We start from the raw sequence: 13,429 nt of genomic DNA on the forward strand, positions 1-13,429 counted from the left end.
TTATCTAGTTGATGAGGCCCGCGTGTACCATGGCTTCGCGGATCTCGGCCTTGGTCCCGTCCGTGACCCGGACAATCGGCAGGCGGACGTCGTCGCGCATCTTGCCGATGACCGAGAGGGCGTACTTCACGCCAGCCGGGTTGGGCTCCAGGAACAGCGCCCGGTGCAGCGGCATCAGCCGGTCCTGGTAGAGCAGCGCCTTGGCATAATCGCCGGCGAGGCACGCCTGCTGGAACTCGGCCGAAAGCTTCGGCGCGATGTTGGACGTGACCGAAATGCAGCCGTGGCCGCCGTGCGCCATGACGGCGAGCGCGGTAGAGTCGTCGCCCGACAACTGGATGAAGTCGGCGCCCATGGCGTGACGCTGCAGGCTGATGCGGTCGATCCGGCCGGTCGCGTCCTTCACGCCGGCGATATTCTTCAGTTCGAACAGCCGCGCCATCGTCTCGACGCTCATGTCGATCACCGAGCGCGGCGGGATGTTGTAGATGAAGATCGGGATGCCCACGGCGTCGTTCACCGCCTTGAAGTGCTGGTAGAGCCCTTCCTGGTTCGGCTTGTTGTAGTACGGCGTCACCACCAGCAGCCCGTCGGCGCCGGCTTCCTCGGCGAACTTCGCGAGCTCGATCGCTTCCTTGGTGTTGTTGGACCCGGCGCCGGCGATCACCGGCACGCGCCCGTCGGCGACCTCGATGCACAGCTTCACGATCCGCCGGTGCTCGTCGTGGCTGAGCGTCGGGCTTTCGCCGGTGGTGCCGACCGGCACCAGGCCGTGCGTCCCTTCCTCGATCTGCCAATCGACAAAGCCGCGGAAGGCCTCCTCGTCGAGGCTGCCGTTCTGCATGGGAGTCACCAGTGCGGTGATCGAACCCTTGAACATCGGAGCGTTTTCCCCGCTTCCCGGGCGCCCGTCCCCATCAGGCGCTTGTTAAAATTGGCGGCGACCATAGTCCCGCCCCACCGCACGGGCAAGGATACCGGCCCTTTTCGGCGGGTCGTCAAACAATCGTTCACTATGGCACACTAGCCTCAAGCGGCAATGGCGGATGGCAGGGCGGGCCGTCGGCCGGGCAAGACGAAACGGGCGATTCTTGAAGCGGCGCGGACCGGAAGGGACCGACACGGCATGGCGTTGAGACTGCCCGGCGATTGGCGCCGGCGGCACCCGAGTTTCAGTTTCCGGCTGCTCGCCGGCGTGGCCGTCGCCGCGCTGCTGCTGCCGCTCGCCGGCGAGGCGCTCGCCGCATCGAAGCCCAAGCCGAAACCCGCCGCCACGGAGGCGGCTCCCGTTCCCCTGCCCCGGCTGAAGCCACGCATCGCGGGTGCCGCCGCCATAACCGCCAGCACCAAGCCGGCCGCGAAGACCGCTGCAGACAACGGCACCGACGGGATCGGCGCCCTCATCTCGCAGGCCGCTCCGGACGAAGCGAGCGCCAGCGAGGATAGCGACGCACCGGAAGCCGCCGCCGCGCGGCCGGACCTCCACGCTCCATCGCCGCCGCCGCCGATCGGCGGCAAGCCGATCGATGCCGTCGGCTTGCGCCTCGCCGCCAAGCTGCTCGAAAACAACGACCCCGGCGCCGCGGCGCTCGCCGCCTACGCCCTGCCCGACCGGGTCGACATCAAGATCGTCAACTGGCTGATCGCGACCGGCGGCTATGCCGGCGTGAGCTCCGCCATGCTCGCCGACCTGCAGAAGAAACTCGCCGACTGGCCCGGCCAGGCGCTGATGCGGCTGCGCTACGAGCAGGCGCTGGCGCGTGAGAAGCCGGCGCCCGACGCCGTCATCCGCGCCTTCCCGAGCGGCCGTCCAAGTTCCGACGACGGCAAGGTGCTGCTCGCCAACGCCTACCTCGCCGCCGGCCGCCGCGATGACGCGGCGAAGCTGATGCGCGCCTTCTGGCGCGACGGGAATTTCTCGCAATCGACCGAGAATGCGGTGCTGAAGTCGTTCGCCTCGCTGCTGCGCCCGGCTGACCACAAGGCCCGCCTCGACCGCCTGCTCTACACCGAGCACACCAACGAGGCGCTCCGCACCGCGGCACTGATCGACAAGAGCGAGGTCGCCCTCGCCAAGGCCGTGCAACTCGCCATCCGCGGCTCGTCGAAGGCCGGCAAGGCGCTGGACGCCCTCCCCGCCTCCGTCAAGCGGGACACGGTCTACACCTACGCCCGCATTGAGGTCGCCCGCCGCGCCGGCAAGATCGACGAGGCGGCGCGCCTGCTCGCCGCCGCGCCGCGCGACGTCGCCAGCATCGTCAGCCCGGACACCTGGTGGGTCGAGCGCCGGCTCGTCTCGCGCGCCCTCATCGAGCAGGGCGAGGCGAAGCTCGCGTACAATCTCGCCGCCAACCACGCCGCCGAGTCGCCGACGCTGCAGGCCGAGGCCGAGTTCCACGCCGGCTGGTACGCGCTGGAATATCTGCACGACCCGGCCCTGGCCCGCGGCCACTTCGCCGCCATCGCCGCGCTCTCGACCATGCCGCTCAGCCTGTCGCGGGCCGAGTACTGGCTGGGCCGCACCGCCGAAGCCGCCGGCGACACCAAGAACGCCCGCGCCCAATACTCAAACGCCGCTGTCTTCCGCACCACCTTCTACGGCCAGCTCGCCGCCGCCCGCATCGGCGCCGGCCCGCTCGGCATCGCGCCGCCGCCGGCGGCGAGCGCTACCGCCCGCGCTACCTTTGCCAATCGCGAACTGGTCGTCGCCATCCGCCACCTCACCGCCATCGGCTACAACGACCGCGCCGCGCTGATCTATCGCCATCTCGCCGAGACGCTCGCCGATCCCGGCGAGATCGCGCTGCTCGCCGGCATGGCCGAGAGCGACGGCAACCACCAGCTCGCGCTGCAGATCGGCAAGAGCGCGGCGGTGCGCGGCCTGCCGGTGGAGGCGCTGGCGTTCCCGACTTCCGCCATCCCCGACTCAGCCAAGACGCCGAGCATCGAGCGCCCGGTCGTCTTCGCCATCGCGCGCCAGGAGAGCGCCTTCAACCCCGGCGCCATCTCGAGCGCCGGCGCGCGCGGCCTGCTGCAGTTGATGCCCGCCACCGCCAAGGGCGTCGCCAAGGACGTCGGGCTGCCCTACTCCAAGGCGCGGCTGACCTCCGATCCCGCCTACAACGCGACGCTCGGCGCCGCCCACCTCGGAGACCTCGTCGATAATTTCGGCGGCTCCTACGTCATGACCTTCGCCGCCTACAACGCCGGCGCCGGCCGCGTCGCCCAGTGGGTCAAGGATCACGGCGATCCGCGCGACCCGAGCGTCGACGTCGTCAACTGGATCGAGCTGATCCCGTTCACCGAGACGCGCAACTACGTCCAGCGCGTCATGGAAAACCTGCAGGTCTACCGCGCCCGCCTCGGTGCGCCGACGCTGCGCATCGAGGCGGACCTGCGCCGCGGCGCGCCCGGTTGACCGCGCGCCGTCCGCCGGCCGATAACCGGCGGCGATGGCAAAGCAGCCGCCCCCGCCGCCCCTCGAGGAACCCGCGCCGCCGGTCGTGGCGCGCGACATGTTTTACTCCAGCACCGATGGCCTCTCGCTCTACGCCCGCGACTACGGCGAGCGCCTGTCGCCGTGGCTGCCCGTCGTCTGCCTGCCGGGGCTGACGCGCACCACCCGCGATTTCGATACGCTTGCTACGTTCCTCGCCGGCCATAAGGCGCGCCCGCGCCGCGTCGTCGCCTTCGATTATCGCGGCCGCGGTCGCTCGGCCTGGGACCGCCGGCGCGACGGCTACAACCCGATCACCGAAACCAACGACATCTTCGACGGCATGACCGCGCTCGGCGTCCCGCGCGCCGTGATCGTCGGCACCTCGCGCGGCGGCATCGTCGGAATGCTGATGGCGACCATGCGCCCGGCGACGGTGGCGGCGCTGGTGCTCAACGACATCGGCCCCGCCGTCGAGGCGCGCGGCCTCGCCCGGATCAAGACATACGTCGGCCTGACGCCGACGCCGGACGACTGGCCCGACGCCGTCCGCATCCAGAAGCGCCTCCACGGCGGCAGCTTCACCGCCTGGGGCGAGGCCGACTGGGACCACTTCGCCCGCATCACCTACGCCGACGATCGCGGCACGCCGAAAGGCGACTACGATCCGGCGCTCTCCGCCACGCTTGCCGGCGTCGAGTTCGACCAGCCGATCCCGGCGTTGTGGGACGAGTTCCGCGCCCTCAAGGACATTCCGGTGCTCGCCATCCGCGGCGCCAACTCCGATCTCCTCTCGTCGGAGACGCTGGCGGCGATGACCGCGGCGCACCCCTCCGTCGAGACCGCGCTGGTGCCCAACGAAGGTCACGCGCCGCTGCTGCGCGGCCCGTTGTTGACGCGCATCGCCGCATTCATCGCGCGGGTCGAAGGCGGTGATCCCGCGCCCGACGCCGTGATCGCGAAGGAAATGCCGCAGTTCGACCTCGACGCCCCATCGGGCTAGGTGTCGTCGTCGCCTTCGTCGTCGGCCGCGGGCGGCCCCGACGGCCGCCGTCCCATGATGGTCTCGACGTCGACGGCAAGCTGCTCGGCCCCCGACGAGCGCTTGCGCTCCTGCCGCCGACGCCGGCGCCGTTCGGCCGACTTCTCAAAGCCGGTGTCGCCGCCGCTCGCCAGTATCATCGCCTGGCCGACCCAGTCGTCGCGCTCGATCCGCTCGGGGAACGCGAGGTACTCGCCGATCCAGCGCACCTCACCCGGCGTCCACGCCGCGATCTGGCCGAAGTGATAGATGCCCAGCGAATTCAGCCTCGCCTCGTTGCGCTCGCCGACGCCGCGGATGCGCGTCAGATTGTCGGGCACCCCGGCGCGCGGCGCCGCAAGCCCGGCCGGGCGTATCGGCGCCACGTCGTCGGCCGCGACCGCCTCGGCGGAACCGGAATGCGTGACTTCTTCCTCCGCGGGCGGCGCCTCCCGTTCCTCTTCCTCGACAATCGCGGCCTCGCGGCGCGGACGTCGCTCCGGTGTCGGGGCCTCGACGAATCTCGGTTCCTCGCGCGCCGCGGGCTCGGGCAGCGGCAGGTCGTCGAGTTCCGCATCGTCGATGTCGTCGGCCGCTTCCTCGCGCGGCAGCGGCCGCTCGACGACGCGGGAATGCTGCGGCCGCCAGTCGGGACTGAGACCGAGCGACGCCTTCACCCGATCGACGATGTCGCCGACCTGATCCGCGACGGCGCCCTGCGCCAGCGCCAGCCGGCTTTCCGCGATGAAGCTGTAAAGATAAGTGCCGAGCACGCAGCCGATCGCGAATGCGATGGCGAGCAGGAACCAGACCTCGAGAAAATGCCAGATCATGGCTCGTCGCGCCCCGGCTCGAGCCACGCCGTCATGTCGTCGGCGCTACGCGGGTCCTGGTACCACCAGCCGACCAGCACGCCGAGCACCAGCGCCACGATCAGGAACGGCCAGTACTGCGCGATGACGTAAAGCATGCTAGCCGCCGTCCGGAAGCGCGACCGAGAATTCGATCCGCTGGTTCGCCGCCTTGCCCGCGGCGGTGGTGTTGTCGGCGATCGGATCCTTTTCGCCGTAGCCGACCGCCGTCAAACGCTCGCGCTTGATTCCGGCGGATACAAGGAAATCGACGATCGCGTCGGCTCGCGCCTGCGTGCGGTCGCGGTTGCGCGATGTCGAGCCTTCCGAATCGGAATGGGCGCCGACCTCGATGTTCGCGTCGGGGCAGCGCGCAACCACCGCCGATACGCGATCGAGCACGCCGACGCTGTCGGTTGCGATCTCCGCCTGCGCACCGTCGAAGGCAATCCGCCCCGCCTGCAGCACGGCCTGCAACTGATCGCGGCAATCGGCGGCAGCTACAGTCTGGTCCTCCTGCCGCGTCTCGACTCCGGTAGCGTCGCCGGTGAACCCGTCGGGCAGCGCCGCCGACAGCGCGTCGGCAATGTCGCCGACCGCGGCCGGCTGGTAGACCAGGCCCTGCACGCTGACGGTGTTATCGACGACGTCGACGTGGCCGCCGACAAGGCGGCTCAGCGCCTGCAGCGCGGCGATCGCGGCATCGGCGAAGCCGTCGGGCGCGCCCGCGGCAAAAACCAGATCGCCGGAAATTTCGACCGCACCGAACTTACGGTGCGCCGCATCGAAGATCGCCTCGCGTGTCGCTTCGTCGGGAACATAGCCGCTCATCGCGATGCCGCCGGCGCGGCGCTCGGCCGTGAAGCGGAACGGCGTCACCCGCGGCGGCGTGACTGCGCCCCGCGCCAGCGTAAGGCTCGCCGGCAGCGTGCGGCCGTTGGCGTCGAGGATCTCGCCGTACGCCTCGGCCGTCGCCGCCTCGCCTTCGATCGCGTACGTCTGCTCGCCGATCTCCACCTTGCCGCGCCCGAGGCGCCCAAGCTGGCCCATCGCGAATTTGATCGCGCCGATCCAGTCCATGCGCGGCTCCCCGGCCGCAACGCGCACGCGGTCGTCGATAGTGTCGCCGGCGAACACGATGCGCGCCGTCGCCACGACCTCGTCGTGATCCTCCGCCGACGGCACATAGCCGCTGAGCACGACCGCGGCCCCGTTCTTCTCGGCCGACCAGCCGTACGGCGAAGCCACCGCCGGCGCGATCGCCGCCGAGACGATCTTCATCCCTTGCGGCAATCCGCTCGACAGATTCTCGAGCAGCGCCTCGTAATCATCGACGCTCTTGGCCGTGCCCGAGACGTCGAGATTAAGTCCGTCGAGCGTGACGCCGCCGTCGTGCATGCGGTCGAGCTGCGCGATGGCGAAACTCGCCGCCTCGGCGAAGCCGGGCGGATCGCCGGAGGCAACCACCACCGCGTCGGAGATCGGCGCGCCGGGCAGCGTCGCCTTCGTCGTCGCGACCAGAGTCCGGTGCACGATGTCGTTGGGCACGAAGCCGACCAGCGTCACCGCCTTGCCGTCGAAATTCGCGGAGAAGACGAAGGGGTCGGCGCGCGCCGGCAGGACGTCGATCGGCCCGAGGTTGATCGACGCCGGCAACTGCTCGGCGAAAGCCGCGCGGGCGTCGGCATATGCCTCGGCGCTCGCCGCAGTGCCGTTCACCGCCAACGTCGAGTCGGTGAGCGTCACGACGCCGTCGCCCAGCGCTGCCAGCCGCGCCAGGCTGAAGGTCGCCGCCGAATTGAAGCTCGCCGGCGCCCCGCGCCCGAGCGCCATGGTGTCGCGTATCTCGGCCTCCGGCAGCGCCCGCCGCGCCGCGGCGAGCAGCGCGGCCCGCGAACCTTCCGAAGGCACCGCCCCGGATAGTGTGACGGACCGGCCGTCGCGCTTCGCGCTCCAGACGTAGGGTGAAACAATCGGCAGGAGCTCGCTGGCGTTGGCCACGCCGCGCACGCCGCGCACCGCCGCCGTGACCTCGGCCGACTGCTGTTGCGCCTCGACCGACGGAGCCATGCCGTGGATGGTTACATCGCGCGCGGAAACATCGACCGACGCCCAGCCCAGCCCTTGGGCGGCAAGCTCCGCCGTCACGCGTCCCGCAATGTCCCGCTCCACCGGGCCGTCGCGCATAACCAGCGCGATGACCGCGACCAGGAAAGTCGCGACCAGGCCGGGCCGGATCCAGCGTTGCCAGTTCATGCCGCCTGTTTACCCGAAATGCGCCGCAGACAGCAGATGAACCAGCGATCGCGGTGAGAATGCGGCGCCGGCCGGGTTGCCGACAGCCACAAATGAAAAGGCCCGGCGGAAGACCGCCGGGCCCAATCCAGTTTGCGTCAGGTGATCGCTAAGCGATTACCAGGAACGAGCCAGCGAGACCCGGCCAGACCAGGTACCCGTGTTCGTCCAACCGGCAATGAGCTTGCCCTTGAAGTTGGTGTACGGGGTCCAGACCAAGTCACCAGCGATATTCCAGGTGTCAGCAGTCGGCGAGCCCTGAGCGGCGTGCAGGTACGAGTAATCGACGTCGAAGGCGAGCTTCGAGCTGAACAGGTGCTGGAACGACGCGATCGCGCTCCAACCGTTGTTGTAGCCGTTGCCGCCGCCGCCGACGAACTTGCCGTCGCCGTAGATGCCGATCAGCTTGAGCTTGTCGTTGGCGCCGATACCGATATCGACCTTGCCGGACACGCCCCAAGCAGTCGTCGAGGTTCCACCGGAACCATCGAGCTGGACGAAACCAGCCGACAGGAAGCCAGCGACGCTACCCGAAGAGGCAGTGATCGCACCCGTGATGAGAGGCATCGACCACGAGTCCGGGAGCGACGAGCCCCAGGTCTCACGCGGATCTTCGATACCGAGGGCGAGGCCAAAGCCAGCCGCGGCCCAACCGAGCTGCAGCTTGTTATTGGAGCCAACATTCGAAGTGGTGGTGATGTAATCGACGAAGCCCGAACCCGGCTTGAAGGGCGAGTCAAAGTGACCAGCCTTCAGGGCGCCGAGAGACAGCCAGGCCTCATCCGTCGTCACGGTCGGCGTAGTGCCAACACCGTCAAAAGTTCCCTTGATCTTGACGTAGCCCTCGAGCGTGCCGACATCGACGACCGAACGCGCATCGGCAGTCAGGCCGAACTTCGTGAGGAAGTCCCAGTTGCCCGAGTGAGACGGCGAAGCGTTTGACGCCAGCGAGTGCAAGTTCACCTGGAATTCGACGCTGCCACCAATCTTGAGGCAGGTGTCCGAACCCGGGATGTACCAGTAGCCACCAGCGAAAGCGTCACAAATCCGTACGCTCTCGACCGGCTCGGCAACCGAAAGGTCTGCGGCCTGGGCACCACCAACAACCGCGAAAGCGGCAGCGGAGCCAAGGAGTAAGGTCTTAAGTGTCATGTCCTGACCTCCAACCAATTGTTTAAGGGGCAGGTTCGTTCTTGCCGAAGCTCCCGTTCGCCTTTCGGCATCCGGTCAATTCCGAGCTCTTGCTAAGTCTGTCCCAGTTCCCCGCGAGATAGTTCTGCCGAGAGATTGTCGACCCACCCCTGGGTCACCGCCCGAAGAACACGATCCGCAGGGCACCCCGCGTTTCGCCAGTGGAAACTGATCCAACCCCCGGCCACGTGCAATCGAGAAAGCAGCTTCGGACCCCGCTACCCCCCTGTTTTCAAATCGATGTTGCAGATTTGGCACGAAAGTCTCCTCCGGAATTAACGCACGCTTGAGGAACGGCGACCTGCACGGCCATTTGGACGCCGAACGATTCGCTGAATCCGGGATGGCATTTCTGCCACATGTGCCCATCCGGGGTCAGCATGATTCCCCTTGATGCGGCATTGTTTGGTGCGTATTCCCCCGTGTGTGGGGAGACGTGGCCGAGAGGCTGAAGGCGGCGGTTTGCTAAACCGTTATACGGTTGAAAAGCTGTATCGAGGGTTCGAATCCCTCCGTCTCCGCCACCTTCCGTTTCACATGCGGTAGTGGCGAATTGCATTGTCCCTGAACAGCTTACGCTGCTCGGCCGGTGACGCGCCCGCGACGATCCGATCGACGATCCCGACCCACTGCGGATAGGTGCAGCGGGCAAGATCCACCACCGGCCAGTCGCCGCCGAACATCACCCGGTCGAAGCCGAACACGTCGATCGCGTGCGAAATGTAGGGAGCGACGGTGTCGTAGCTCCACGAATCGCGATCCGCCTCCGTAACCACCCCCGATATCTTGCAGATGACGTTCGGGAGCTGAGCCAGGGCCCGAATCTCCGATTTCCACGGCTCGACCAGCCCGGCCTTTATCCCCGGCTTTCCGATGTGGTCGAACGAGAATCGGACGTGCGGGAAGAGCTCCACCAGACGGATGGCGTCACGCATCTGCGAATGCTTGATGCCGATTTCGCAGCCAAGACCGTACTCCGCGACGATCTTCACCCCGTCGAGGTAGTCCGGACGCAGGCACCAGCCGGGCTTGTCGACATGCCCCTGGATCAGCCGGCGGATGTCGCGCGCAAGTGGCCGGCGAGCGAACCGGGCAACCTCCGATTCGACGGCCTTGCCCTTTTCGAGGGCGACCGTAGCCACCATTGCCTGGATGCGCGGGTCGGTCTTGGCGGCGTTCTCGACCCAGCCCACCTCGTCGAAGTTGGTGCCCGGCGCCGCGTCGACCTCCACGAAGACGATCTTGTCCACAACGACCGGCGCGATAGCCGCGCTGAACACCGCCGAGTCGTGGTTGCGGTCCAATACCGGCTCGCCCTTCATCCACGGGTAGACGATCGACTTCCCGTCGTAGAGGTGGACGTGACAATCGACGATCGGGAAGTCGGGCATTTTTGATCCTCCGGGTTCTTATCGTTGCGGTGGGGATAGCGGGGGCATCGCGGCGGCGCCTGTTGCGCCCAAGGGCCGTAGCGACCGACGATGCCCGGTAGTTCCACCGTTTTCCACCATTGTTGTTTTTGCCATTTTCCAGACACTAGCCGAACCATTTCTCACCAAGAATTGACGGGACGATCCCCACCGGGCGGGGCGCGTGCGGGAGCCTCGAAAAACAAGATGAAGACAAGCGTAGCGTTGTGTTGTCTTGCGTTGGGAGTAGCGGGGGGATGGGAACCGGCGTCGGCGGCATCGCCGGCCTACTGCGCGCTGTACGCCCGCGAATACGCCTCGGCGCGCATCGACATGGCCGCCGGCGACCAGGCGGAAGGCGCCCGCCAGCGGGTCGAGGACCAGGCCTATTATCGCTGCCTCAATCTCGATGACGAGCCGGAATTCCCGACGTCCTCGGCCTATTTCGGCACCGCCGACACGGACCAGGCGATCGGCGGGCCGTTCGATGTGTTCCCGCAAGGAGACGCCGACCCCGGCGACACGGGCTCCATTGACCTTGCGCCGGGCGATGCGGCGGTCACCGACACGACGGCGGACCCGCCGGCAGCGCCCGTGAAGCCCAAGCCGAAACCGGCCGAGACCGCGTCGGCGTCAGTCGGCACTAGCAAGGGACCGGCGAGCAGCGGACTGACGCCGTGGTCGGACGAGTGGCTGACGTGGTGCAAGGCGCATTACAAGTCGTTCAATATGACGACCGGGATGGTGGTGACGCTGTCGGGCGATAAGCGGATGTGTCCGTAGGGGGTCGCTGTTCCGCGCCGCGTTGGGGAGGAGAGGAATACCCCTCCCCAAATCGCTCATCCTCACCGTGCTTCCGATGCTGCATGAAGCTGTGGGCGGGAGACACACCCCTCCCCAAAACCGCTTTGCGGTTTTGGCCCTCCCACAAGGGGAAGGGCTCAAGTGGCGTTTGTTGGAGCGCGGTGTTTCAACAAGGCTGAACCCTCCCCTTGTGGGAGGGTCAAAACGCCGGAGGCGTTTTGGGGAGGGGTGTCTATCCTCCCCTGGCCCCTGCGCTCGGCCTACGCCTGCGTGTACGCCGTCTTCACCGTCGTGAAAAACTCCTGCGCATACCGCCCCTGCTCGCGCGGGCCGTAGCTCGAGCCTTTGCGGCCGCCGAACGGCACGTGATAATCGACGCCCGCCGTCGGCAGGTTGACCATCACCATGCCGGCCTCTGAGTTGCGCTTGAAGTGCGTCGCGTACTTGAGGCTCGTCGTGCAGATGCCCGAGGTCAGGCCGAAGGGCGTGTCGTTCGCCACCGCCAGCGCCTCGTCGTAGTCCTTGACGCGGATGACGCTCGCCACCGGGCCGAAGACTTCCTCGCGGTTGATGCGCATCTCGGGCTTGGTGTCGGTGAACAGCGCCGGCTCGAGATAGAAGCCGGGCGTAGCGCGCGTCAGCCGGCTGCCGCCGAAGGCAAGCGTCGCGCCCTCGTCCTTGGCGATTTTGATGTAGTCCTCGTCCTGCTTGAGCTGCGACGGATCGACCACCGGGCCGATGTGCGTGCCGTCCTTCAGCGCGTCGTCGACGACGAGGCCCTTGAGGCGCTCGGTGAGTGCCGCGACGAACTTGTCGTGGATGCCGGCGGTGACGACGAGGCGCGACGATGCCGTGCAGCGCTGGCCGGTCGAGAAGTAAGACCCGTTGGCGGCAACCTCGACGGCGACTTTGAGATCGGCATCGTCAAGCACGACCAGCGGGTTCTTGCCCCCCATCTCCAACTGGAACTTGCGCAGCACCTTGACCGACGCATCGGCGACGCGGCGGCCGGTGGTGACCGAGCCGGTGAAGGTCAGCGCGTTGATGTCGGGCGAGTCGAGCATCGCCTGGCCGACGACCGAGCCCTTGCCCATGACGAGATTGAGCACGCCCTTGGGCAGGCCGGCGCGCACGAGTATATCGACGATCGCCCACGATGAGCCCGGCACCAGGTCGGCCGGCTTGAAGACGATGGTGTTGCCGTGCGCGAGCGCCGGCGCGATCTTCCACGACGGAATCGCGATCGGGAAATTCCACGGCGTGATGATGCCGACGACGCCGACCGCCTCGCGCGTCATGTTCACCTCAATGCCGGGGCGGACCGAGGGCACCGACTCGCCGGTGAGGCGCAGACATTCGCCGGCGAAGAAATCGAAAATCTGCCCGGCCCGCACCGTCTCGCCGATGCCCTCGGCGAGCGTCTTGCCTTCCTCGCGCGACAAGAGCCGCCCGATCTCCTCGCGCCGCTTCAGGATCTCGTCCGACGCCGCCTTCAGGATGTCGTGGCGCTGCTGGATGCCCGAACGCGACCACGCCGGAAAGGCAGCCTTGGCAGCGGCGATGGCGTTCTGCACGTCGGCCGCCGAGGCGCGGGCGTACTCGCCGACGACGTCGTCGGTGTTCGACGGATTGATGTTGGGGATACCCTCGCCCGCCACCCATTCGCCGGCGATGAAGTTGCGGTGGAGTTCGGTCATGGCGGCGGCTCCGTCGGGGACTTGTCGGGGTGGATGGATCGCGCGGGGGCGGCGCTGGGTCAAGCGGGATGGCCTATTAGATAGGGCAAGCGGATGCCCGAGAAATCCCCCCTCCCGAAATCGCTGCGCGATTTCGACCTCCCCTCGAGGGGGACCTTGACGCGCCGATCCGGCAGCAAATCAACCTCCCCCTTGAGGGGAGGTCGAAGTTCGGCGAGCCTCTTCGCTCGTCGAACTTCGGGAGGGGGGATGCCGCGCCGCAAGATCGCTTCGAGCAACAGGCGATTTGCCAAGACCATGCGGCGGGAGATGACCGAGGCCGAGGCATTGCTCTGGCGCTATCTGCGCAAACCCGGCATCGGCGAGCTGCGGTTCCGGCGCCAGACGCCGATCGGGCCGTACATCGTCGATTTCTTTTGCCCGCAACGAAGGCTGATTGTCGAGGTCGATGGTGGCCAGCATGGTTCGCCCGATGCGGCTGCCCGTGATGCTGACCGCGACACGTGGCTAGGCCGGCAAGGCTACCGGCTCCTGCGCGTCTGGAATAACGGCGTCATCGGCAACATCGAGGGCGTCTGCGCGGCAATTCTCGCGGCGGCGAACAGCCCGCCTCCCGAAATTCGCTGACGCGAATTCCAACCTCCCCTCAAGGGGGAGGTTGGCGCCTCGCGGAGGCCCACCCAGTCGACAGAAAAAGCCGCCGGGTGCTAACACGCTGCGTGGCG

General features: G+C 67.6%; 11 protein-coding genes and 1 tRNA gene. 5 read left to right on the top strand and 7 right to left on the bottom strand.

Annotated features, from left to right (window positions below):
- Positions 1-4 precede the first annotated feature (4 nt).
- Complete coding sequence (gene dapA, locus WDM94_10820; GenBank protein MEJ0013095.1) at positions 5-880, bottom strand: 4-hydroxy-tetrahydrodipicolinate synthase; 876 nt, start codon at positions 878-880, stop codon at positions 5-7.
- A 246-nt stretch (positions 881-1,126) separates the two neighbouring features.
- Between dapA and WDM94_10825 the strand changes: the two genes are divergently transcribed.
- Together WDM94_10825 and WDM94_10830 are read left to right on the top strand one after the other, a co-directional pair.
- Positions 1,127-3,418, top strand: coding sequence for a lytic transglycosylase domain-containing protein (locus WDM94_10825; protein MEJ0013096.1), 2,292 nt, complete (start codon positions 1,127-1,129; stop codon positions 3,416-3,418).
- A gap of 97 nt (positions 3,419-3,515) precedes the next feature.
- The gene (locus WDM94_10830) at positions 3,516-4,439 is read left to right on the top strand and encodes an alpha/beta hydrolase (GenBank protein ID MEJ0013097.1); all 924 of its coding nucleotides are present in this window, start codon (positions 3,516-3,518) and stop codon (positions 4,437-4,439) included.
- Here WDM94_10830 and WDM94_10835 read toward each other — a convergent pair.
- The 4 genes from WDM94_10835 to WDM94_10850 all read right to left on the bottom strand — a co-directional run bounded on the left by WDM94_10835 (position 4,436) and on the right by WDM94_10850 (position 8,755).
- Positions 4,436-5,290 carry a hypothetical protein gene (locus WDM94_10835; GenBank protein MEJ0013098.1) on the bottom strand — a complete coding sequence of 285 codons (855 nt, stop codon included), beginning with the start codon at positions 5,288-5,290 and terminating at the stop codon, positions 4,436-4,438. The genes WDM94_10830 and WDM94_10835 overlap by 4 nt on opposite strands.
- Positions 5,287-5,427, bottom strand: a complete 141-nt coding sequence (locus WDM94_10840; GenBank protein ID MEJ0013099.1) for a hypothetical protein — start codon at positions 5,425-5,427, stop codon at positions 5,287-5,289. The genes WDM94_10835 and WDM94_10840 overlap by 4 nt, the downstream gene beginning before the upstream one ends.
- Before the next feature lies 1 nt (position 5,428).
- Positions 5,429-7,564: an OmpA family protein gene (locus tag WDM94_10845; GenBank protein MEJ0013100.1), complete on the bottom strand. Its 2,136-nt coding sequence runs from the start codon at positions 7,562-7,564 to the stop codon at positions 5,429-5,431.
- Positions 7,565-7,720: 156 nt separating this feature from the next.
- Positions 7,721-8,755, bottom strand: a complete 1,035-nt coding sequence (locus tag WDM94_10850) for a porin (protein MEJ0013101.1) — start codon at positions 8,753-8,755, stop codon at positions 7,721-7,723.
- A gap of 469 nt (positions 8,756-9,224) precedes the next feature.
- On the opposite strand from WDM94_10850, the gene WDM94_10855 reads away from it, so the two are divergent.
- A tRNA-Ser gene (locus WDM94_10855) sits at positions 9,225-9,318 on the top strand.
- 9 nt (positions 9,319-9,327) lie between these two features.
- Here WDM94_10855 and WDM94_10860 read toward each other — a convergent pair.
- Entirely contained in the window at positions 9,328-10,185 is an 858-nt protein-coding gene (locus tag WDM94_10860) for an amidohydrolase family protein (protein ID MEJ0013102.1), read from the bottom strand.
- A 225-nt stretch (positions 10,186-10,410) separates the two neighbouring features.
- On the opposite strand from WDM94_10860, the gene WDM94_10865 reads away from it, so the two are divergent.
- Positions 10,411-10,986 (top strand): BA14K family protein, encoded by a 576-nt coding sequence (locus WDM94_10865; GenBank protein MEJ0013103.1) that lies wholly within the window; start codon positions 10,411-10,413, stop codon positions 10,984-10,986.
- Between the two features lie 281 nt (positions 10,987-11,267).
- Here WDM94_10865 and WDM94_10870 read toward each other — a convergent pair whose 3' ends face one another.
- Positions 11,268-12,704, bottom strand: coding sequence for an aldehyde dehydrogenase family protein (locus WDM94_10870; protein MEJ0013104.1), 1,437 nt, complete (start codon positions 12,702-12,704; stop codon positions 11,268-11,270).
- 249 nt (positions 12,705-12,953) lie between these two features.
- Between WDM94_10870 and WDM94_10875 the strand changes: the two genes are divergently transcribed.
- Complete coding sequence (locus WDM94_10875; protein MEJ0013105.1) at positions 12,954-13,331, top strand: endonuclease domain-containing protein; 378 nt, start codon at positions 12,954-12,956, stop codon at positions 13,329-13,331.
- The last annotated feature ends 98 nt before the right edge of the window (positions 13,332-13,429 follow it).

Origin of the sequence: Bauldia sp. (assembly GCA_037200845.1) — a bacterium.
GTDB lineage: Bacteria > Pseudomonadota > Alphaproteobacteria > Rhizobiales > Kaistiaceae > DASZQY01.